20 protein-coding genes, 2 tRNA genes and 1 pseudogene are annotated in these 21,116 nt (G+C 41.3%); 14 read left to right on the top strand and 9 right to left on the bottom strand.

What is annotated here, in order from left to right; all coding sequences use genetic code 11:
• Position 1: 1 nt before the first annotated feature.
• Genes HMPREF1535_RS14285 through HMPREF1535_RS14275 form a run of 3 tightly spaced genes read right to left on the bottom strand, consistent with a single transcriptional unit; the run spans position 2 to position 4,682 of the window.
• Positions 2-1,462, bottom strand: a complete 1,461-nt coding sequence (locus HMPREF1535_RS14285) for a TolB family protein (RefSeq protein WP_046146658.1) — start codon at positions 1,460-1,462, stop codon at positions 2-4.
• Between the two features lie 11 nt (positions 1,463-1,473).
• Complete coding sequence (locus HMPREF1535_RS14280; protein WP_007652617.1) at positions 1,474-3,225, bottom strand: DUF6057 family protein; 1,752 nt, start codon at positions 3,223-3,225, stop codon at positions 1,474-1,476.
• Positions 3,226-3,236: 11 nt separating this feature from the next.
• Entirely contained in the window at positions 3,237-4,682 is a 1,446-nt protein-coding gene (locus HMPREF1535_RS14275; RefSeq protein ID WP_046146657.1) for an ATP-binding cassette domain-containing protein, read from the bottom strand.
• 440 nt (positions 4,683-5,122) lie between these two features.
• Here HMPREF1535_RS14275 and HMPREF1535_RS14270 point away from each other — a divergent pair, with 440 nt between their 5' ends.
• Positions 5,123-5,791, top strand: a complete 669-nt coding sequence (locus HMPREF1535_RS14270) for a 3-keto-disaccharide hydrolase (RefSeq protein ID WP_010800008.1) — start codon at positions 5,123-5,125, stop codon at positions 5,789-5,791.
• A gap of 48 nt (positions 5,792-5,839) precedes the next feature.
• On the opposite strand, the gene argB is transcribed toward HMPREF1535_RS14270, so the two are convergent.
• On the bottom strand, positions 5,840-6,613 hold the full coding sequence (argB, locus tag HMPREF1535_RS14265) for an acetylglutamate kinase (protein ID WP_007652612.1): 774 nt from the start codon (positions 6,611-6,613) through the stop codon (positions 5,840-5,842).
• Positions 6,614-6,683: 70 nt separating this feature from the next.
• On the opposite strand from argB, the gene HMPREF1535_RS14260 reads away from it, so the two are divergent.
• The 8 genes and pseudogenes from HMPREF1535_RS14260 to HMPREF1535_RS14225 all read left to right on the top strand — a co-directional run bounded on the left by HMPREF1535_RS14260 (position 6,684) and on the right by HMPREF1535_RS14225 (position 11,883).
• Positions 6,684-6,756, top strand: a tRNA-Gly gene (locus tag HMPREF1535_RS14260).
• Positions 6,757-6,803: 47 nt separating this feature from the next.
• Positions 6,804-7,652: a BRO-N domain-containing protein gene (locus HMPREF1535_RS14255; RefSeq protein WP_010800009.1), complete on the top strand. Its 849-nt coding sequence runs from the start codon at positions 6,804-6,806 to the stop codon at positions 7,650-7,652.
• Positions 7,653-7,745: 93 nt separating this feature from the next.
• Positions 7,746-9,177: pseudogene (nhaD, locus tag HMPREF1535_RS14250) on the top strand (sodium:proton antiporter NhaD).
• Between the two features lie 19 nt (positions 9,178-9,196).
• Positions 9,197-9,859 (top strand): MgtC/SapB family protein, encoded by a 663-nt coding sequence (locus HMPREF1535_RS14245; RefSeq protein ID WP_007652609.1) that lies wholly within the window; start codon positions 9,197-9,199, stop codon positions 9,857-9,859.
• A 65-nt stretch (positions 9,860-9,924) separates the two neighbouring features.
• Positions 9,925-10,560, top strand: a complete 636-nt coding sequence (locus HMPREF1535_RS14240; RefSeq protein WP_007652608.1) for a hypothetical protein — start codon at positions 9,925-9,927, stop codon at positions 10,558-10,560.
• Between the two features lie 12 nt (positions 10,561-10,572).
• Positions 10,573-10,929, top strand: a complete 357-nt coding sequence (locus HMPREF1535_RS14235) for an arsenate reductase family protein (protein WP_007652607.1) — start codon at positions 10,573-10,575, stop codon at positions 10,927-10,929.
• A 7-nt stretch (positions 10,930-10,936) separates the two neighbouring features.
• Positions 10,937-11,296: a DUF3795 domain-containing protein gene (locus tag HMPREF1535_RS14230; protein WP_007652606.1), complete on the top strand. Its 360-nt coding sequence runs from the start codon at positions 10,937-10,939 to the stop codon at positions 11,294-11,296.
• Positions 11,297-11,307: 11 nt separating this feature from the next.
• On the top strand, positions 11,308-11,883 hold the full coding sequence (locus HMPREF1535_RS14225) for a uracil-DNA glycosylase family protein (RefSeq protein ID WP_010800012.1): 576 nt from the start codon (positions 11,308-11,310) through the stop codon (positions 11,881-11,883).
• 64 nt (positions 11,884-11,947) lie between these two features.
• Here the strand turns inward: HMPREF1535_RS14225 and HMPREF1535_RS14220 are convergent, their stop codons facing one another.
• Positions 11,948-13,450 carry a glutamine synthetase family protein gene (locus HMPREF1535_RS14220; RefSeq protein WP_007652603.1) on the bottom strand — a complete coding sequence of 501 codons (1,503 nt, stop codon included), beginning with the start codon at positions 13,448-13,450 and terminating at the stop codon, positions 11,948-11,950.
• 186 nt (positions 13,451-13,636) lie between these two features.
• Between HMPREF1535_RS14220 and HMPREF1535_RS14215 the strand changes: the two genes are divergently transcribed.
• Together HMPREF1535_RS14215 and HMPREF1535_RS14210 are read left to right on the top strand one after the other, a co-directional pair.
• Positions 13,637-13,709 (top strand) — tRNA-Trp (locus HMPREF1535_RS14215).
• Between the two features lie 104 nt (positions 13,710-13,813).
• The gene (locus HMPREF1535_RS14210; protein WP_046146656.1) at positions 13,814-14,137 is read left to right on the top strand and encodes a hypothetical protein; all 324 of its coding nucleotides are present in this window, start codon (positions 13,814-13,816) and stop codon (positions 14,135-14,137) included.
• Positions 14,138-14,237: 100 nt separating this feature from the next.
• On the opposite strand, the gene map is transcribed toward HMPREF1535_RS14210, so the two are convergent.
• The gene (gene map, locus HMPREF1535_RS14205) at positions 14,238-15,089 is read right to left on the bottom strand and encodes a type I methionyl aminopeptidase (protein ID WP_046146655.1); all 852 of its coding nucleotides are present in this window, start codon (positions 15,087-15,089) and stop codon (positions 14,238-14,240) included.
• A gap of 776 nt (positions 15,090-15,865) precedes the next feature.
• Here map and HMPREF1535_RS14195 point away from each other — a divergent pair.
• Both HMPREF1535_RS14195 and HMPREF1535_RS14190 read left to right on the top strand, forming a co-directional pair.
• The gene (locus HMPREF1535_RS14195) at positions 15,866-16,747 is read left to right on the top strand and encodes a HEPN domain-containing protein (protein ID WP_010800016.1); all 882 of its coding nucleotides are present in this window, start codon (positions 15,866-15,868) and stop codon (positions 16,745-16,747) included.
• Positions 16,748-16,809: 62 nt separating this feature from the next.
• Entirely contained in the window at positions 16,810-17,643 is an 834-nt protein-coding gene (locus tag HMPREF1535_RS14190) for a formamidopyrimidine-DNA glycosylase (RefSeq protein ID WP_046146654.1), read from the top strand.
• A 138-nt stretch (positions 17,644-17,781) separates the two neighbouring features.
• On the opposite strand, the gene HMPREF1535_RS14185 is transcribed toward HMPREF1535_RS14190, so the two are convergent.
• Together HMPREF1535_RS14185 and HMPREF1535_RS14180 are read right to left on the bottom strand one after the other, a co-directional pair.
• Complete coding sequence (locus HMPREF1535_RS14185) at positions 17,782-18,006, bottom strand: type II toxin-antitoxin system RelE/ParE family toxin (protein ID WP_046146653.1); 225 nt, start codon at positions 18,004-18,006, stop codon at positions 17,782-17,784.
• Positions 18,003-18,296 (bottom strand): hypothetical protein, encoded by a 294-nt coding sequence (locus HMPREF1535_RS14180; RefSeq protein ID WP_046146652.1) that lies wholly within the window; start codon positions 18,294-18,296, stop codon positions 18,003-18,005. Before HMPREF1535_RS14180 ends, HMPREF1535_RS14185 begins: the two co-directional genes overlap by 4 nt.
• 88 nt (positions 18,297-18,384) lie before the next feature.
• On the opposite strand from HMPREF1535_RS14180, the gene HMPREF1535_RS14175 reads away from it, so the two are divergent.
• A complete protein-coding gene (locus tag HMPREF1535_RS14175) occupies positions 18,385-18,975 on the top strand; it encodes a nitroreductase family protein (protein ID WP_046146651.1) in 591 nt (196 codons plus the stop codon).
• Between the two features lie 76 nt (positions 18,976-19,051).
• Here the strand turns inward: HMPREF1535_RS14175 and HMPREF1535_RS14170 are convergent, their stop codons facing one another.
• Complete coding sequence (locus HMPREF1535_RS14170; RefSeq protein WP_370686664.1) at positions 19,052-21,112, bottom strand: glycoside hydrolase family 2 protein; 2,061 nt, start codon at positions 21,110-21,112, stop codon at positions 19,052-19,054.
• Between the last annotated feature and the right edge of the window lie 4 nt (positions 21,113-21,116).

The raw sequence follows: 21,116 nt of genomic DNA, 5'->3' as shown, positions 1-21,116 counted from the left end.
TTTATTTAGCGAACTTCACATCTATCCCTTTATCCTCTTTCGCTTTCAGTCCTAACACCCTGCCACCGACTTTCACCTTTCCGGTAATAAACTCCGGAATATTATATGACATCATAAAACGGTCATAAAAGCCGGTATCTTTCTGAGGCAATAAAAAAGGCTTGCATGCATTTCCTTTTTCATCTATATAAGCGATATAAGGACGTGTATATAATCCATCCATCCGGCGACTGCTAAATATAACCCAACGGCTATTGCTACTCCAGGAATGATAACTTTCCACATCATTGCTATTCAATATATCTAACGGTATGCTTTCTCCTGTTGACAAATCCGCCATCTGCAAATCCGCATCTTTATGCCAGATTGAGAAGTTTCCATAACCCGAGACTGTATACATTAAATATTTCCCGTCCGGAGATACCCGGGGGAAAGAAGCACTCTGACCTGAAACTGCTGCATTATATAAAGTATCTACCTTTGAACCGAAACTCCGGCTGTCAGGATCGAATCCGATAGCACATAAATTATATTTAATCTCTGAAAACTCTTCCGGAATAGGACGTGCCGGAGCCGTACAGAAATAAAGAGTTTTTCCATCCGGAGAGAATGTCGGAAAAGTTTCAAAAGCATCTTTGGAAAACAACTTAGCCGTAGTTACAATCTCATGTTTTTTCACATCATAGACAACAACGTCCGACGCCTCATCAAACACTTCTATACGGTTCCTGTCGTTGGCATGGAAACCCTGTTTGGTGTTGTTTACAGAAAATGCCACATATTTTCCGGAAGGATGCCAGGAAGGATAGACCAAAGAGGATATTGTCTGCTCGGTTTTCGTGTTCAGTTTTTCTATCTTATCGCCATCTATCAGAAGAGTTCCCGGATATGTTTCACGCATATGGAAAAGCATCTTATCCGGATTCTGCATGCAAAATGAATGACAATTCACACAGTTCCTGCCACTCATCTTATTCTCGATAATAGGCATCTCGGTATAATTCTCCAGGTTACGCTGATAAAGTCCCATTTTATTCCATAAAGTGTATCCCGGTGCAATCAGACGGTAAGCTATATAAGGATCGACCGGTTCTGCCGCCACATTCCATTTAACAGGAGCATATTCCACCCATTTCCCTTTATCTTTCACCTGAACAACAACCTTTACCTCATTTCCTGCCGCAGACGATAATAGTTTTTTCCATTTAGAAACAGGAAAAACGAACTGGTTATCCTTCGCCTTCACTCTTATCTGCTGATCCGAGAATGACAGAACAGCACGTGCATCTTCAACAGGAGTCTCCAAAGAGAAATTCAGCGGAGCGATATTTGCCGGTATCGTTATATCGGTGTAATCCGGGAAGATAGCAGGTCTTTCGCTTAACGTATCACTCACCTGAACCGAATCCGAACAAGAAAAAAACAAGGCCAGCAATGCTATATATTTATAATTTCCATTCATATCCCATTCCTTTATTTAAACATAAAATAAAACCAGTAAGTATCTCCGTAAGCCCTGCGCAACAGTCCGGGAAGGGCACTCTTATTATTCCGGTTCGCCAGAACCTGTTTCTTGTATTCTGCAAAACGTTGCATGACGGAGGGAGAGATATCAAAACGTTTCCAATAATCCGGTTCCGCTTCCGACAACGTGATCACTGCTTCCTGGAAAGACTTCGGCAACACAGGGAGCACCTCCGTTCCATAATAAGTTTCGACCAGTCCTTTGAAACCATCCATATTCTTTGCCAATAAAAGAAAGGCTCCCAGATATTCGATGGCCGCTTTATTTTCCGGATTGGCTTCAGCGATCATACGCATGTCTTTTTCGATATAGTTTATCTCTGAAAGATAGTTCTCTTTCGGTAAACATTTGCGCCTTGGTCCCAGCACCGGATCCTGCTCTACAGCAGCATCATTATATAAAAATTTACGATGTTCACCGGCCCATTTTTTATAATAAAATGTATTCTCCAATATATTCAGATACTTCTCCGCCACCGGATATTCCCCATAAATAATATTTGTCTGAACAAGTCTCTTTAACATACGGGGATTCCCCTCTCCTATGGCTGTTGCATATGCTTCAAAAGCCATTTCCTGAGCCATCGCCGGATTTCCCATGGCAAAAGCAATATCACTCAATAAAGAGGATATCTGCTCTGTTTTATTCCATCCGACCATTATTCCCTGCGGTCCTCTCTGGTCAAAACTGAATAAACGATCTGCCAACTCTCCTTTTTGAGATAATGCCAGATTCAAAAAACACATATTCAGATAATTAGTCAACGTGCCTTGACTGCTTTCCACTATTTTATCCCATTGTTCCGTCCTTGCATAATAGTCGAGTTCTTTCACTTTGGCTGATTTCTTATCTCCATATTCAGGTATTCCCCACCAGCATAATACAAATAAAAGGATTACCTGAAAGATTCCGCCGGCAATCAGGAGTTTTTTACCAATATCTTTCTTCCTTTTCCTCAACAGAAAAGCGACAATCAGGATCAGAGGCAACGAAATCCATGAATAATAGATGACAGTTTTCGGTTCCAATGCAGTATGATAGTAAGCATCCGGCAAGAAAGCAAAACGATATTCCCCCAGCATCGAGAAATAGACACTGCAGACCCCGCAAAGAAGAGCGAGAACAACAGAAAATAACGACCAGTAAAACCGGGGAGTTTTATTAAAGAACTCATATACTACCACCGACAAAGCAAACAAACATGCTACAGACCCGGCCAGTCCATAAAGCAAAGGTGTTATAATGATCTCTGCTATCATCCGCCATTTGTCTGTCGATATACAAAGGCAGAAATACAAAGCACAAAGCATCATGTTGAATGCTATCGTTCCAAAAACCAGATAATTAAAATCAAAATGGAGGAACATAATCAAAACAATCGGGATCAGATAAAGCAGGAAACAATTCGTGTCCGGAGCGATCCGGCGAACAATCCCTCTCATTCCTAATCCGGTTAACAGCAACAGTCCCGCAGTAATTCCGGCACCGGCATAGGGATAGATAAAAAACTGCACCAAAAACTCAGAAAAGGTTAATGCAAACCCACCAGGCATAGCCAGTTTCTCTGAAATATACTCACCGGTAAATTGAAATAACTGACTTTGTTCGATAAAAAAGAAATGGAACTTGCTATATTCCTGAAGAAAAATGAACAAAGCAGCCAATACAACCAACCAGAAAGCTGTGACTTTCAATTTCATGGTATTATATTTTAAGCATGTTTAATCAATTCAAAACGTTTATCAACACACGAAGGTAATTCATGCGGATAATGAGTGACGTAAATCAATGTCTTTCCCGGCCGTTCACAAAACTGCTCAATAATACGGGCAGCCTTCCGTTTATTACTGATATCGAGTCCGTGCAACGGCTCGTCCAGAATAATTAAATCCGGATCTTTCACAAAAGCCCGGGCCAGTAAAGCCAATCGTTGTTCTCCGGAAGACAATGTCAGGAACGAACGGTCCTTCAATTCTTCAATCCCAAATACACGCATCCAAGCCAAAGCTATAGACTGTTGTTCTTCCGTACATTTACGATACAATCCGATAGAATCAAAAAATCCGGAACCGACGATATTTAAAGTGGGCACATTCTCCATATAAAAGAGATGCATCTCCGGAGAAACATATCCTATCCTCTTTTTTATATCCCAGATACTCTCACCCGATCCCCGTTTCCGGTCAAACAAATATAAGGTATTTGCGTAAGATTGAGGGTTATCTGCATAAATCAAACTTAATAAAGTTGATTTTCCGGCACCATTGGGACCGAATAACGCCCATTTCTCTCCATTTTTCACCTCCCAGTCCAGTTCTTTTAAAATAGTGCGCCTACCATATTTAATGGAGACATGCTCCATACGGAACGTCACTTCATGGGTAGAGGGTTCTTTATCCGATGCGGGTAATGAAATATCCCCGGAATAACCGGGAAACAAATGTGCCAACAAGTCTGTCCGGCCCATGAAATCAGCACGTGTCTGAGGAGGATAAGGTGTACGGTTATAGACTGGCAGGACGTGAGTTATCATCTCCGGTATATCATCCGGATTCGACAACAATAGAATAACCTGTACATTATCCAGCTTCGCCATTTGTTGCAGTAAATGAACCAACACATCACGCGAAGCCGCATCCAGACCGATAAAAGGATTATCCAGTATCAAAATACGCGGATGGTTCAATAAAGAACGGACGATAAGAAATTTACGTAGTTCCCCGCTGGAAAGAAAAATGAGTTTTTTAGGCAGCAAGTCCTCAATACCGAAAAATGAGAGTATCTGATGTAAATCCGTTGTACCGGAATATTCTTTCAAAATATCTTCTACAGTCGGCACTTCATCGGTTTCCGTTGAGTGCCAGCGTTGTTGGTAATAAGAATTCCGGCAATCAGCTAATGAGTAAATGTCTTTGAATGCTATACTTTTTATCAGGTTACTGATTTTGTCATCATAACCGAACGTCACCTCTCCCTCTTTCAATGCAAACTTACGCTGCATCAGGTCGGCAATCAATGTTTTACCAGCTCCGTTGGGTCCGACTATTGCCCATTGTTCCCCTTCATTGATATTCCAGCTGAATGGCTCTGCAAAACGCAGTTCCGGTAAACGGGTTACTACATTATTTATATTAACGATTGTTTTACTCTTTTCCATTGTTGTTAATTTGTCCCCCAAAGGTAAAGAGTTTATTTATAAAATTAAACATACCGGAATAAAAGGAACTATTAAAAGAAAGGGATCACTCATCCCGAGCAATCCCTTATTATATATACAGGCCTGGTATGTCTATGAAATTCTTACAAATTAGTTATTTTAATGCCTGTAATTTTCCTACTCAACTTAACGTATCTATTTACTATTTTTATCGTATTTACATTTTATTACATTTAATCCAGAAATCAGACACCAGCCTTTTCGAAACAAAAATAATAAAATAAAAGAAAACAGCAACAGAAAACAACATATTTCGCATAAATCAACCTTTTTTGCTATCATTCAAAAGACAGGTATAAAATTAACCAGTTTTTACTCGCTTATTAAAATGGATTATCTATCTTTGGATTTCTAATTATTTTATCTTAAAATCCAATAACATGAAACGATTTTTTTATTTCTCAATTCTCTTTCTAGGCATCATCAGCACCCTTAGTGTTTCAGCTTCCGACAACAAATGGAAACCTCTGTTCGGAGAAAACCTTTCCGATGCCAGCTACAATCCTGAAGTTTGGAGTATGACAGGCGGTGTACTTGCAGCAGTGGAGGATGAATCCATTTGGACAAAGACCGAATATGAAAACTTTGAACTGGATTTGGACTTCAAAACCGACGTAGGAACCAATAGTGGCGTTGTAGTATATTGCACCGATACTAAAGATTGGATTCCCAATTCTGTAGAAATACAGATTGCTGACGATCATTGTGAAAAATGGGGAAACGGCAAACCTTATGAAAAGTGCGGAGCCATTTACGGCCACCTGGGTGCAAAACAAGACAAAATAGTAAAAAAGCCCGGCGAATGGAACCATATGCGCATCAGATGTGTCGGACAACGCATTAATGTTATCCTGAATGGTAAAAAAGTAACGGAAATGGACATGAGCAAATGGACTTCGGGAACAGTCAACCCGGACGGCAGTGAAATCCCCAGTTGGTTACCTAAGCCATTTGCAGAACTTCCAACAAAAGGATATATCGGATTACAGGGTAAACATGGTGATTCCCTGATCTGGTTCCGTAACGTAAAAATAAGAAGCATCAAATAATAAATGAAAAGAGGAAAGTTATATTCGAACTTTCCTCTTTTCATTTTATCAATAAACTTTCGTTCCTTTTCCCTGATGGATTTCAGAAGCCTGGGTTATAATAACCTCTTTCACCCCTGCATCGATTGCCTGAAATGAATTTTCCAGTTTAGGGATCATACCTCCCTGGATAATCCCCTCTTCTACCAATTGTTTAAATACCGTACGGTCTATTTCCGGAATAACGCTTTCATCATCATTCTCATCCCGCAATACACCTTTTTTCTCAAAACAGAAAACTAATGTTACATCAAAATGCTTAGCCAGTGCTTTTGCTGCTTCACCGGCAATCGTATCAGCATTGGTATTCAGCATATGCCCCTGTTTGTCATGGGTCAGCGGAGCCAATACCGGAACAATGCCCTGATGGATCAGAGAAGCCAGCAAATCTGCATTCACTTCTTTCACATCTCCCACAAAACCATAATCGACTTCAGCTACCGGACGTTTATCCGAACGCATTAGATTCATATCTGCTCCAGTGAGGCCTAGTGCATTCACATCTAACGCCTGCAAACCGGCCACAATATTTTTATTGACCAGGCCGCCATATACCATTGTTACCACTTTCAGTGTTTCAACGTCGGTCACCCTGCGGCCATTCACCATTTTACTTTCGATGCCTAACTGGCTCGCCAGTTTAGTTGCAGAACGTCCTCCGCCATGTACCAATGCTTTAAAACCTTCTATATGAGAAAAATCCCGAAGCAAACTTTTCAATGTTTCCTCTTCCTCAACGATCTTTCCGCCGACCTTAATCAGCGTAAGCTTTTCTTTATTCATATCTGATAAAATATTTTTGCGTCAAAGGTACAAAAAAACAAAAGATTTATATACTTTTGCACCTGTCAACGCGGTAGTAGCTCAGTTGGTAGAGCATTAGCTTCCCAAGCTAAGGGTCGTGGGTTCGAGTCCCATTTACCGCTCCCTAAAAACAAGACCTTAATAATAATCTCTATATACCCATCGAAACATGACAAAGAAAGAAGCAATCAAAATTTTTGAAGAAAAAAAAGTTCGTACTCTTTGGGACGATGAAACTGAAGAGTGGTATTTTTCTATAGTGGATGTAATATCTATTCTGACCGAAAGCATAGATGGTCGAAAATACTGGAACAAGCTAAAACAGAGGCTAAAAGAAGAAGGTAGTGAACTGGTGACAAATTGTCACCAGTTGAAGATGCCTGCTTCTGACGGAAAGATGCGCATGACAGATGTCGCCACAACTGAACAACTTTTTCGTCTTATCCAGTCCATCCCATCACCTAAAGCAGAGCCGTTCAAACTTTGGATAGCTCAAGTAGCAAAAGAGCGGCTTGACCAACTACAGGACCCGGAATTATCCATTGATCAGGCTATGACTGACTATAAACGTCTCGGCTATTCGGATAATTGGATCAACCAGCGCCTCAAAAGTATTGAAATACGAAAAGACCTGACTGATGAATGGAAACGTCACGGTCTACAGGAGGGAGTACAATTTGCAACCCTCACTGATATAATTACCAAAACATGGTCAGGAAACACGACTAAAGAATACAAGCAACTGAAAGGTCTTAAAAAGGAAAATCTGCGGGATAATATGACAAACACAGAACTTGTACTCAACATGCTGGCAGAACTATCTACCAAACAAATTTCCGAGGCTACCGAACCGGATACGTTCAATGAACACATAGATGTAGCAATGCAAGGAGGAGAAGTTGCCCGTAATGCCCGACTTGAATTAGAGGCAAAAACCGGAAAACAAGTCATTTCACCTCTGAATGCAAAAAACGGATTACGATTGAATAAGGAAAACAAAAAGCAGGATGAGATATAATTCAAAACATTTCATCCAAAAGGAGTGTTAATTCCATATAATTCCTACATTTGCGACTATTAACTGAATTTAAAAAGAAAAAGAAGATTTGCTATGTTGACAGTAATGATTTTTGTTTTTCTGATTGGATACTTATGTATAGCTTTAGAGCATCCGCTAAAGGTGAACAAAGCCGGAACAGCCCTACTGACCGGAACAATACTTTGGGTTTTATACACATTTGCTGCACCTGATCTGATCCCGACCGCATCAGCCGAAGAATTTAAAGAATTTCTGGATGCCTATCCGGCTATAGCAGATCTTCCTTTTGTAGAACAATGTACCCGCTTCGTCGTTGAACACCAGGTACTGGACAGTATCGGAGAAATTGCAGAAACATTGATTTTTTTTGATTGGCGCGATGATTACCGTGGAGTTGATTGACGCTCACGGCGGTTTCATGTTTATCACAAACCGTATCAAAACCAACCAGAAAAAAAAATTATTACTACTGGTCGCATTTATTACTTTTTTCATGTCTGCCATACTCGATAACCTGACAACTTCCATCGTTATGGTTATGCTAATGCGGAAACTACTGGGGAACTACAAAGAACGGTGGGTATTCGGCAGCGTGATTATCATTGCTGCAAACAGTGGCGGGGCCTGGTCACCAATTGGAGACGTGACAACCATCATGCTTTGGGTCAGAGGAAACATTTCCTCATCCTCAACTATTCCACACCTGATTTTGCCCAGTCTGGTATCAATGATAGTACCCGTTCTCATCATGATGCGTTTCCTTCATGGGAAAGTGACTCCGCCCGATGCATTTACCTATAATGAAAATGACAAACTACTCAAAGAATTAAGAACCAAAGAAAAACTCTCGATACTGATACTCGGCGTATTATGTCTTATATTCGTCCCTATATTTAAAACGATCACTCATTTGCCTCCGTTTATGGGTATCCTGATGGGAGTCGGTATTTTATGGATCTATACAGAATTAATGTATAAACGAAATATTGTCAATGAAGACCTTAAACTTCGTCTGTCAAAAATAGTGCGTCGTATAGACGGAGCAACCCTATTATTCTTCCTCGGAATCCTTTTGGCTGTTGACGCATTGCGGTGTAGTGGTGTATTGACAGATTTCGCTTTCTGGCTGGATGAAACTGTCGGAAATGTATATGCTGTAAACCTGATCATCGGTACTTTATCGGCCGTAGTTGATAATGTTCCGCTGGTAGCCGGAGCTATCGGCATGTATCCGGTTGCAACAGACGCTATCATCGCAACAGCAACAGATCCGACTTATATGGCAAACTTTGTTCAGGACGGAATATTCTGGCAATTCCTGGCTTATTGTGCCGGAGTTGGAGGCAGCATGCTGATCATAGGTTCTGCAGCCGGGGTTGTCGTGATGGGATTGGAACGCATCAATTTCATCTGGTATCTGAAAAACATATCCTTACTGGCCTTGATCGGATATCTGGCCGGTGCAGGAGTATATATTCTTCAAAATGTAGTATTGGGATTATAAACAAGGGAGGCATACAATTATGTTATGGGATTTTATTCTGAGATTATTTATTGCCGGTATTCTTGGTGCCGTAATCGGTCTTGACCGGGAATACAGGGCGAAAGAAGCCGGCTATCGTACACATTTCCTTGTCTCACTGGGAAGTGCCCTTATCATGATTGTATCCCAATACGGTTTTCAGCAGATTATACAAGAAAGTAGTGTTTCGCTCGACCCCAGCCGTGTTGCGGCACAGGTTGTTAGTGGTATCGGCTTTATCGGAGCGGGAACCATTATCATACAAAAACAATTTGTTCGCGGACTGACGACTGCCGCAGGAATATGGGCAACAGCCGGAATCGGCCTGGCAATCGGTGCCGGAATGTACGGCATCGGTGTTGCGGCAACCGTACTGACCCTGATGGGACTTGAACTGCTAAGTTATATCTTTAAAAGCCTGGGAATGAAAAGTTCGATGATTATTTTTTCCACCAATGAGAAAGATATCATAAAAAAGGTAACCCGGGTTCTGAACGACAAAGGCTACCTGCTCGTCTCCTACCAAATGGAAAAAGTCAGTCATTCAAACGTCGATACTTTCATTGTCACCCTGGTTATAAAGGCCAGGAAAAGTACGGACGACAACCAGCTGCTACTTTTCATGGAAGAATTTCCGGAGGTAACAGTTGAGAGAATTGAATAGAAATTCTTAAAACGGGGACAAGTTTTAGTATCTTTGTCCCCGTAATCATTTTATAACAGATACACATGAACATAATTTCTAAACTATTCAAGAAAGAAAAAGAGGAAACAGAAGCTACATCAAAAGGCTCCGTTGAAGAATTTGTAACATTAATCCGCGTATATTATCAGGCGGTAATGGCCGTACAGTTGGGTATTACCAATATTAATATGTTGTCGGATATGGCCCTTTTCAAACGGATGCTAAAAATTCCTACCCAAAATAACAAGCCAGGTATCGCAGAAAAGGCACGTGTCCGCAAGATATTAATGCAGGACTATGCCATGAAAGAAAGTTTCTTCAAGGAAATAGAAGCCTCAGTAAAAAAGAACTGTAAGTCGCAAAACGACATCAAATCATACTTTTTCCTTTTCCAGGGATTCTGTAATGACCTGTTCTCCCTGCTGGATAACCTGATGCAATGGAAGTTCCGTTTCTCCATGCTGGTAAAAAAATTATTATATAACCAGACAGCAAAAACAATCCATGAGATTGTAACCCGTTCGGAATGGAAAGAGGTCAGTGTCCAGAAAACAGCCTGGAGCATCCGCAAATACAAAGAGACATTAGGCTATTCGGAAGAATGGATGACCGATTTCGTTTACAACATTGTCCTTCTTGCCAAGGAAGATGCCAAAAACCAACGTAAAAAAGACAAATAAAATCAGACAGGTATGAAATATCTATTTTTAGAATATCCGAAATGCAGTACCTGCCGGAACGCAAAAAAATGGCTGGACGAACATAAAGTTGCTTATGAGGACCGCCATATAATCGACCAGCATCCTTCGGCTGAAGAGTTGACGGAATGGATAGGACGCAGCAAATTACCGCTGAAGAACTTCTTCAACACCAGTGGCCTTGTATATAAAGCCATGCAGTTGAAAGACAAATTGCCCTCCATGAGTGAAAAGGAACAGATAGAACTACTTGCTTCCGATGGCAAACTAATCAAACGTCCTTTGTTGGTAAGCGAGAATCAGGTATTGGTCGGCTTCAAAGCGGCTGAATGGGAAGAATCTGTAAAATAAAGAGTATATGAAAGGAATGGAAAACCTTACATATCAACCAGACGCTGCATATGTTGCAGCTTGTGGCCTGTATTGCGGTGCTTGTCGTAAATTCGTAAAAGGACAATGCCCCGGATGCTGGGAGAATAAAAAAGCGGACTGGTGTAAAATACGGGCATGTAACATCGAGCATAACTATAAAAGTTGTGCCGACTGCACAATCAGTTCTATCGATGAATGCAAGAAGTTCAATAACTTCATCGGAAAAGTATTTTCTATCCTCTTCCGTTCCGACCGTCCGGCATGTATCAGAAGGATACAGGCAATCGGCTATGATGCTTTTGCCAGGGAAATGCACGCAAAAAAACAACAGACAATAAAACGATAACATATATCCCGATGGTCTCAGAATTACATCCGTTAGGTTTCTTTTTACCGGAGCAGACTAAATTGCTGATGTTGGGAAGCTTTCCTCCTCCGATGCAACGTTGGTCGATGAACTTTTATTACCCGAATATACAGAACGATATGTGGCGTATCCTCGGACTATTGTTTTATAGCAATAAAGAATATTTCCTTGAAACAAAGAAGGCGTTCAGTGAAGAGAAAGCCAAAGCCTTTTGCCGGGAGAAAGGTATCGGTATCGGCGATACGGCTGTCGAAATAATCCGGTTAAAGAATAATGCTTCCGATAATTTCCTGCAAGTGATAAAACCGATAAATCCGGAAGAAGTCCTGTCGCAAATACCCGAATGTAAAGCGATTGTCGTTACAGGGCAGAAAGCGATGGATACGATTTTATCGGTATTGCCTCCGACAGAAGAGCCGAAAGTCGGAACTTATTCAACATTCACCTTACTGGACCGGGTATTCAGGTTATATCGTATGCCTTCCTCATCACGAGCCTATCCGAAACCATTAGAGGAAAAGGCGGCGGTTTACAGAGGGATGTTTGAAGAGCTCGGAATATTATAAAAGAAAACCATTGCAAAAAATGCAATGGTTTTCTTTTATAATATCCATCCACATAGGATAAAATTTACCCGCAATGGAAATAAGTATTTACCAACCGAAGCATTCCTTCGGGGTCATTTTTCAAATCATCTCTCAGAGTAAAGTCGTTATAAGACTTCAGTTTTTTGATTATACCGTCTATCATGCTCGGGCTAAACACATTATATTTCTCAAAGACAGCCCGTTGCTTTTGCAAACGTTCTGCAGAAGCTGCACAACTGTCGGGTAATTGGTCCAATGTTTCCAGACGGGCCTTGTTTTCTTCCTGGTGGATATTCACATTCACGTACGTCTTTTCTGCTATCTCCAACGCATTTTCTATCTCAAAACCATGACGACAAGCGACAGCCAATCCAGCCAACAACTGATACAAATCGGCAGAACCATCCGGCGAACGCATCTCAACCGTCTGTTTCTGTGTCGTATCATAATGGCTTTCCGATTCCAGGGGGTTAGCTAATACACACATGTCTTTTTTTGCAGCCCAGCCTAAGGGGACACGTACCAATACCGAACGGTTCCGGTCGCCCCAGCAAACGTTTGTCGGAGCTTCCTGATGAGGAACCAAACGGAAGTAAGAGGTTGGATTCGTATTTCCGAACGCAGTAATCGAAGGAGCCAGTTGCATCATTCCGGCAATCGCTTTACGGGCTGTTTCAGACAAAGCACCGTCGGCCAACATCTGGTTTTTACCGTCTTTCATAATTCGCATATGAACATGCAAACCCGAACCGGCTTTTCCGACTGTAATCTTAGGAGCGAATGTGATATCCAGACCATAGCTATAAGCCAGATTACGAATTACCCATTTGGCAATCATTAACTGGTCGGCAGCTTCTTCCACTTTGGTTGGTAGAAACTCGATTTCGTTTTGCTCATATATCTTTCCGTTCAATGTAAAGTTACCGACTTCGGAATGGCCATATTTAATCTGTCCGCCGGCCTGGGCAATATATTGCATGCACTGGGTACGGAATTCATTGAATTTAGCGAACGGGCCGGATTCATGATATCCGCGCTGGTCGGTTGCCGGGAATAATTCTTCCTCTTCCGCTATCACATAATACTCCAATTCGCCCATTGCCTGAAACTCCATGCCTGTTACTTCCGTAAAGGCTTTGCTTGCTTTATACAAGGTATATTCGGGAGAACTTTCCAACGGTTCGCCATCTTTATTGAAGAAGGAACAAAGCATAGTGATTGTCGGCAACTCGGCAAAAGGGTCGACGAAAGCTGTCCGGAAGCGGGGAATTACATACAGGTCGCTACTGCCGGCTTCAATAAAAGAGAACAGGCTGGAACCGTCCACACGCTCACCACAGGTAAGGATTGCATTCAGATAGGCTGCATTATTAATAACAAAATTCAATGTTTTCAGACGGCCGTCTCCTGCCGGATACATAAAATTGACCATCTTGATTCCTTTTTCGCGGATAAAAGAAATAATATCCGCCTTTGTAAACTCAGATGAAGGTTTCTGCAAAAATTCGACTAAAAGATTCGAATTCATTTCTAATTCGTTTTCCATGTTTTGTTGATTGTATTTATACAATATAGATTTAATTATATTTTCTATAAGGTTTCAAAGATAAAAAAAGATATGACGGTTGTTTCGCTTTTCGTTGGATTTTATCAGGTAAGTAAAAATAGAATTGCACTTTTTCTAAAAAAGCCTTGCATATTAAAAATAAAAACCTACCTTTGCACCCGCAATACGGAAGTAGCTCAGTTGGTAGAGCACTGGTCTCCAAAACCAGGTGTCGGGAGTTCGAGCCTCTCCTTCCGTGCAGAAGCGATACAAATTGTATCGCTTTTTTTATATCCTTCCCTTAATTATTATGTAATTATCGTATATTGCATCCAATTTATCACCATCTAAAACAAATGTATTATGAATCTAATTAAATACATATTATTCTCCTGTTTTTCAATGTGCTTGTTTACTTCTTGCGGAGCAACCTTTAATAATGCCAAGAACGCAGATAACAATATACAAAAATTAGAACTGGGAATGTCTAAAATAGAAGTTATTGCCATTATGGGAAAGACTTATAAAAGGCTTGAAGTCAAACAAACAGCAGAAGGCTATAAGGAAACACTCGGATATGAGGACCTTCAGGATGGGCTATACCGTTTCAAATTACTGGATGGAAAACTTCAGGAATGGGATTATTTGCAACCCGACAGATGCATCGAAAAACGTTCGGATAAATAGTACTTACAAAACATATATGCTTTGATTACGAAACATATATGCTTTGCGTACAAAAGTCCCTTATTTTGATTTCAAAAGTCCCTTATCTTTGAACCGGTGTTTAGTCCGATAATATTTCCAGTCCGTTTTCACGCATCACGAATGTGTGTTCCCATTGGGCGGAAGGAAGTTCGTCGTCGGTTATTACCGTCCAGCCATCTTCTTCGGCAATATAAACACGATATGTACCCATATTAATCATCGGTTCAATCGTAAAGACCATTCCCGAGACCAGTAACATGCCGGTACCCTTACGTCCGAAATGAGTTACTTCGGGTTCTTCATGAAATTCCAGTCCTACCCCATGCCCGCACAAATCACGGACAACAGAAAAACCGTTCTTTTCCGCATGTTTCTGGATGGCATGACCTATATCACCTACAAAACCGAATGGCTTAGCTGCCTTCATTCCTATCTCCAGGCACTCTTTTGCCACTCGCACCAGTTTCTCTTTTTCAGGAGAAACCCTGCCAATCATAAACATCCGCGAAGCATCCGAATAATAACCGTCCAGAATTGTCGAAACATCCACATTGATAATATCTCCTTCCTTTAATATCTCTTTTTCGCTGGGAATACCGTGGCAGACCACTTCATTGATGGAAGTGCACACGCTCTTCGGGAATCCTTCAAAATTCAACGGGGCCGGGATAGCACCGTGGTCAACCGTATAGTCATAGACCAGTTTGTCTATTGCGGCTGTCGACATTCCGGCTTTTATTTCCTTTCCCACTAAATCGAGAATACCAGAATTTACAACCCCGCTTCTGCGGATACCTTCAATCTGTTCTTCTGTTTTAATCAATTTCCGGGAAGGTACCAAATGACCTTTATTCTGGAGGTAGAGAATCTTTTTATCCAATTCGGTAAGTGGCTGACCTTTGATAAGTTGCCAATTGTTTCTTTTTCTCATAAATCTTTGCTGTTATCGTTAGTAATAACACAACAAAGGTACGTTTGTTTTTCTTCTTTTCGGAAAAAACGAGTTTAAAATGGATTTACACCAAAAAAGTTGGATAATTCCGACAAGTTTGTACTTTTGTACCAATAATGCTGTAGCCTTTAAATCTATTTGATTACATGCAATTATGCCAACGTTGACAGGGTTACTCAAGACACTCAGGCTGCTGGTGCTTGAAGCACTTTGATTAATCTATAAAAACGTTTGGTATGAATGCATTGGAAAGAAAATGGGTATGGAACCGCTTACAAAGCCAACCTAGCCCAACCAAATTTGAAGTATGTAGCAAACTACAGCCTCTTGTCACACAATTCGGATTAACTCTTACGGAAAACAAAATTTGTTTTCCTCAACCTCTGTGCTATCAACAACGTGCCATTTATGTTTGTGCCTGTTGTGAGAAACTGTATGAGAAAAGTATCCGGTTTTCCGATATTGTCTACATTAATAATAATGGTCAAAAGATATGTGTTGTATTGAGAACCGGACACGTGTTCTATTTTTTCAACGATTGCCAGTACTGGTACATTTACAATGCACTCGGTTACGGTAATCCGCACCTTATCACTGTATGGTGGTGGAAATTCACTGGAGGCTTTCTCCTCTGGTGGAGAAAACTGTTCCACAACAATCCCTCATCACAAAATACATAAATATAGGTAGTAGGAATAAGAAACGGAAAAATCATGTATCTTTACCGATGTATAACATAAAACTTGGAATGCTAAATGAAAACGTCTTATTCCCACTTACCTGATTATGCAAAAAACGATTTGCAACAGATCGTCACCTTAATACTGGAAAGAGTGCCTCATTGCGAAATGATTATCCTGTATGGAAGTTACGCCAGGGGAACATTTGTGGAATATGACGAACGGGATGAATTCGGCATCCTCACTTCTTTTATGAGCGACTACGATCTATTGGTAGTTACCAGTAATGAAGACGTTCGTGAGGTAGGACATCTACTGGACACTGTGGATGACAAATATTATAAACGCCCCGATAACCAAGTTCCCATTCAGTTTATAAATGATGATATAGAGAAATTGAACTCCGACCTGTCGGAAGGAAGATATTTCTATACCAGCATCCAAAAACAAGGGATTATGTTATACGACAGTGGAAATTACAAACTGGAACGTCCCCGAAAGCTGAACTTTCAAGAGATCACGCAACAGTTCCAAGAGTATTTTGACGAGAAGTTTGAAAAGGCTGGTTATTTCCTAGATCATGCTTCTTTTGATTATGAAAAAGGAAGATACAATTTAGCTTCTTTCGATTTACATCAAGCCTGTGAGAATTATTTCTATGCATTGCGTTTAGTTCATACCCTGAAAAACAGCAAGCAACACAACCTGTCAAAACTGTTAGGTGCAACCCATAAATATTCGCCCGAATTACAGAAAATCTTTCCCCGAAAGCCGAAGGAAGAAAAACGATTATTTGAACTACTCCGCCTGGCCTATGTAGAAGCAAGGTATAATTCTAAATTCGTTGTCACCAAGGAGGAGATAGAAGCATTATTTCCTAAAGTGGAAAGGTTGCGCGATATTACCGAAGAAATCTGTAAATCCCAAATAGAAACGTACAGGCAGATGGGGCAATAGTTATAGATATATTCGTATATTTACACTATAAAAATCATATATAACAAATTAACCTATTAAAAATGATAGAAGCACCGGAAGCCCTGATCCTGTCGGAACAATTAAATCAAACGATTAAAGGAAAGAGAATCTCTTTTGTCAGTGCCGGATATACCCCGCATAAATTTGTCTGGTATTATGGAGACCCTGCCGGTTACAGTGAAAAGTTACTCCATAAAACTGTCGGAGAAGCACATGCTTACGGAGGGTTGGTTGAAGTGGAAATCGAGGACGTAAAGTTACTTTTCGGAGACGGGATGAATATTTGTTATTATGCTCCCGGAAAAAAACTGCCGGAAAAACATCAGTTACTGATTGCCTTCGAGGATGAAAGTTGTATCATGGGTTCTGCCCGAATGTACGGCGGAATCTGGTGTTTCCCCGCAGATTCTTTTGAATGCAATTTTTCCTCCTATCGTGATGGGGCACGAAGCAAACCGCAGGTACTTTCCGATGCTTTCAACAAAACCTATTTCCTGAGCCTGATAAACAGCGAAGAAAAACAAAAGAAAACAGCCAAAGCATTTCTGGCCACCGAACAAACAATCCCAGGTCTGGGAAACGGTGTTTTACAGGATATTCTCTTCAAGGCTCGTATCCATCCTAAAACACGCATCAGCACATTATCGGATAAACAGAAAGACACTTTGTTTCATTGCGTTAAAGATACGCTTCAGGATATTTATCTAGCCGGCGGTCGCAATTCTGAAACCGACCTGTTCGGTAAGAAAGGAGGTTATATTCCCATTTTATCTAAAGATACCGTCGGAAAACCATGTCCGGTCTGCGGAGAAGATATACGGAAAGAGAATTTTTTAGGAGGAAGTATCTATTACTGCTTCGAATGCCAGAAATAATTCAACCGTAAGGTTCTATATCTTCACAAACCCAATCGGAAGTATGTTCTATTGTATAACGTAACTTTTCCGGTTTCTGATGAGTTCCAAAAAACATGGCTATTTTTATAGCACCATCTTCTATCCAGTAAACGATTTTTAAATTCGAATGCTGAAAAAAGTACGGAAACATTGAGGATAATCCTGCAATGTTGGTTCTATATATCCTAAACCCGGAAAATCAGTTAAAACTTGAAGACAATCTTTTATCGAAAAGTAAATTTGATTGGCTCTTGATGTTCCATACAAAATCTGATTAAAATCTTTCAGTTCCTTTAATTGCTTTTTAGCCAACGGAGAGATGATACGTTTCAACTTTTTCATCTATTTCTAGCCTTCTCTTCAATGCCCCATTCTTTTTCCAATTCAGCAAAAACCTCATCGGCATCCAGCATCTTTCCGTTCCGGTCATCTTCCAACACCTGATCTATCAAACTACGAAAATGGGCTACCGAATGAATTTGCATACTTTCAGGACAGGATAATGGCTCACGCGCTCCTTGCTGATAAGTAAAAATCTGATCTTCCAAAGAAATCAGCAACTCCTCATCTTCTATCTGGCTGATCTGTTTTATCAGGTCTTCCCGACGTCTGTTTATTGAATTGATTGACATAATATGAACTATTAACGTGATTCACAAAAGTAGTAATAATATGATTCGATTCCGGATTTTTTTCCAAACCAATTCGTATGTTTGCAATATGAATTGGAAATATTCTTTTATCGTATTATTATCTGCTTTGATTGCCTGTAATAACAATACGGAATCTAAAGACAGTAAAGAGGTTAATGAAACATTGGAGACAATCTTCAACCGTAAAAGCGTACGCAAATACACTGAACGTCCGGTTGAAAAAGAGAAACTGGAGACACTGGTCCGTGCAGGAATGGCCGCCCCTTCCTCCAGAGACCGCCGTCCGTGGGAATTTATCATCGTAACAGACCGGGACATTCTGGATACAATGGGAAACGGACTCCCTCTGGCCCGTATGTTAAAAGAGACCAAGCAAGCTATTATCGTTTGCGGAGATACAGCGAAGTCCAATAATGCCTGGCAACTGGACTGTTCCGCTGCCGCACAAAACGTATTACTGGCAGCCGAATCATTGGGACTGGGAGCCGTCTGGACAGCCGCTTATCCGTATCCTGAACGCATGAAAGTAGTTCGGGAGGCTTTACACTTACCGGAACATATCGTTCCGTTGACTGTCATTCCGGTAGGCTATCCGACAGGCATTGAAAAGCCCAAAGACAAATTCAATAAGAAACAAATACACTATAACGGATGGTAAAAAAGACTCCCGGTGCTATCCTGCCGTCTGACAGGAAACACCGGGAGTTTCATTTATTGTTTAGTTCAGAGAGAGATCAGAATCCGGCATGTTCTTCCTTGTTCACCGACTGGTCCGAATCACGTTTCTTCTCGCCATTATATACCCATTCGATTTCATCTTCGTACGTCTTGCCATCTTTCACAACAACCGTCTTTACGATATTTTTACCCATATCGAGCGTAATGTTATCTATAATATAATGTACGGGCGTATAACCTTCACGGATACCGGTCAGTTCCTTTCCGTTCAGATACACTTTCGGCGTACCGATATTTGAATAAACAGTCACGGACGTTTCCTTTTTCTCACGGTCCCAGTTACGACGTTGCGTCAGATACAGTACAGGTTCTTTGCTCCAGTTTGCCTTGTACCAGAAATAAGAATCTTTCTTTATTTTACGGTCGAATGTTACCAGACCTTTCATATTACGTGCCGGAACACCGCCGCGCACCCACATCGGGGCACAGAAATCAAACGTATTCCAAAGATAAGAAGCAATGATATACGGATGGGCAGCGATCACACTCCACTGATACTCGTGCGTTTTGGTAGCGAATGTTTCGGGATAGAACTCTTTCGTCCAGTTCAGCGCATCTCCCAAATATTCCGTCTGATGGTTCAGGTTGGCATCTGCACCATATTCGGTCAGCATCAGTTTCTGATGCGGATATTCTTTCTCCAGATTCTCCACCCAGGGTTTGATATCCTGTATTTTCTTTTCATACCAACCGAAATAACGGTTCATACCCTGAATATCGGCAACCAGGTTAACCGGATGCTCCATATGTCCGTATCCGTTCACCGAAACCGTATAACGGTCTGGGTCTTCCGTTTTAGCCAGGTCATGCAAAGACTGGGTCAGTTCTTTTGTATATTGGTGCGGCTGATATACCTCATTATGCAATCCCCACACATAGATAGAAGGATGATTGAAGCTCTGGCGGATCATTTCACGCAACTGGTTACGGCAGTTCTCCGCTTCCTGTCCGGTCACACGGTTTACAAACGGTATCTCCGCCCAAATAATCAACCCCAGGCTGTCACAACGAGAATACAGATAATCGGATTGCTGATAGTGGGCAAAACGAACGGTTGTCGCACCGACATCCATGATCGTAGCCAAATCGAAATCATGGTTTTCGTTCTTCAAGGCACTTCCCAGCCCCCACCAGTCCTGATGACGGGTAACACCATACATCGGATATTTCTCACCATTCAGATAGAAACCTTTGCCGGCAACAATTTCATATTTACGCAACCCCAACGGCTGTACCATTTCATCAATCACCTGTCCGTCTTTAATCAAACGGCTGACAACCTTATACAGATAAGGATTTTCACGTCCCTGCCACAAAGTCGGTTTCTTTATCGTAAAAGAAGATTCATAAGCCTGCTCACCTTGTGCCGACAGTTCGAAAGACTGGCTGTGAGTAGCCACCTGCTTTCCTTCCTGATCGTAAATCGTATTCTGCAAAGTAACAGGAACGGGTTGCAGAGTTCCGTTGTCGAGCTTTACCTTCACTTTTACATCTGCCTGTTTCTTCGATACATTCTTCTGGGTGACATAAACACCGGGAGATGCACAATCGGTCACACTTATATTACACGGTTCAGTAACAACCAGCCACACCGGACGATAAATACCGCCATATACGCCAAACAAATTATGATTAACCGGGATCACATCGGGGCGTGATTTATTATCCGCTTTCACGATAATCTCATTCTCCTCTCCAGCCTTCAACAGCGGACTGATCTCACAGGCAAAAGCAGAATATCCGCCTTTATGGGAAGTTGCCAGCATGCCGTTCACAAAAACTTCTGCACAGGAGCCGACTCCCTCAAACCGTAAAAAGACACGCTTATCTTTCAGTTCAGCCGGGAAGAAATATTGTTTTTTATAATAAGCCGCCCCTTCATAAAAACTATTGGCCTGTACCTGCATATCTTTTGCATTCCAGGTATGAGGGATTTCAACTTCCGACCATCCCTTATCCCATTTCGGGGCATTGATGGCCAGTTCCTTTTCCGCCGGAGCTTTTTTAAATGACCAGCCGGAATTAAATGATTCGACTTTTCGGCCTTCCGCCTGCATGGTC

This window comes from Parabacteroides goldsteinii DSM 19448 = WAL 12034 (assembly GCF_000969835.1).
Classification (GTDB): Bacteria; Bacteroidota; Bacteroidia; order Bacteroidales; family Tannerellaceae; genus Parabacteroides; species Parabacteroides goldsteinii.
The sequence above is the reverse complement of the archived record's forward strand: the minus strand, read 5'-3'. Positions and strand labels throughout refer to the sequence as shown.

Bases quoted from the DNA above. Each gene is read 5' to 3' on its own strand.
- HMPREF1535_RS14285 (WP_046146658.1), bottom strand. From the start codon at position 1,462: ATGAATGGAAATTATAAATATATAGCATTGCTGGCCTTGTTTTTTTCT.
- HMPREF1535_RS14280 (WP_007652617.1), bottom strand. From the start codon at position 3,225: ATGAAATTGAAAGTCACAGCTTTCTGGTTGGTTGTATTGGCTGCTTTG.
- HMPREF1535_RS14275 (WP_046146657.1), bottom strand. From the start codon at position 4,682: ATGGAAAAGAGTAAAACAATCGTTAATATAAATAATGTAGTAACCCGT.
- HMPREF1535_RS14270 (WP_010800008.1), top strand. From the start codon at position 5,123: ATGAAACGATTTTTTTATTTCTCAATTCTCTTTCTAGGCATCATCAGC.
- argB (WP_007652612.1), bottom strand. From the start codon at position 6,613: ATGAATAAAGAAAAGCTTACGCTGATTAAGGTCGGCGGAAAGATCGTT.
- HMPREF1535_RS14255 (WP_010800009.1), top strand. From the start codon at position 6,804: ATGACAAAGAAAGAAGCAATCAAAATTTTTGAAGAAAAAAAAGTTCGT.
- HMPREF1535_RS14245 (WP_007652609.1), top strand. From the start codon at position 9,197: ATGTTATGGGATTTTATTCTGAGATTATTTATTGCCGGTATTCTTGGT.
- HMPREF1535_RS14240 (WP_007652608.1), top strand. From the start codon at position 9,925: ATGAACATAATTTCTAAACTATTCAAGAAAGAAAAAGAGGAAACAGAA.
- HMPREF1535_RS14235 (WP_007652607.1), top strand. From the start codon at position 10,573: ATGAAATATCTATTTTTAGAATATCCGAAATGCAGTACCTGCCGGAAC.
- HMPREF1535_RS14230 (WP_007652606.1), top strand. From the start codon at position 10,937: ATGAAAGGAATGGAAAACCTTACATATCAACCAGACGCTGCATATGTT.
- HMPREF1535_RS14225 (WP_010800012.1), top strand. From the start codon at position 11,308: ATGGTCTCAGAATTACATCCGTTAGGTTTCTTTTTACCGGAGCAGACT.
- HMPREF1535_RS14220 (WP_007652603.1), bottom strand. From the start codon at position 13,450: ATGGAAAACGAATTAGAAATGAATTCGAATCTTTTAGTCGAATTTTTG.
- HMPREF1535_RS14210 (WP_046146656.1), top strand. From the start codon at position 13,814: ATGAATCTAATTAAATACATATTATTCTCCTGTTTTTCAATGTGCTTG.
- map (WP_046146655.1), bottom strand. From the start codon at position 15,089: ATGAGAAAAAGAAACAATTGGCAACTTATCAAAGGTCAGCCACTTACC.
- HMPREF1535_RS14195 (WP_010800016.1), top strand. From the start codon at position 15,866: ATGAAAACGTCTTATTCCCACTTACCTGATTATGCAAAAAACGATTTG.
- HMPREF1535_RS14190 (WP_046146654.1), top strand. From the start codon at position 16,810: ATGATAGAAGCACCGGAAGCCCTGATCCTGTCGGAACAATTAAATCAA.
- HMPREF1535_RS14185 (WP_046146653.1), bottom strand. From the start codon at position 18,006: ATGAAAAAGTTGAAACGTATCATCTCTCCGTTGGCTAAAAAGCAATTA.
- HMPREF1535_RS14180 (WP_046146652.1), bottom strand. From the start codon at position 18,296: ATGTCAATCAATTCAATAAACAGACGTCGGGAAGACCTGATAAAACAG.
- HMPREF1535_RS14175 (WP_046146651.1), top strand. From the start codon at position 18,385: ATGAATTGGAAATATTCTTTTATCGTATTATTATCTGCTTTGATTGCC.
- HMPREF1535_RS14170 (WP_370686664.1), bottom strand. From the start codon at position 21,112: ATGCAGGCGGAAGGCCGAAAAGTCGAATCATTTAATTCCGGCTGGTCA.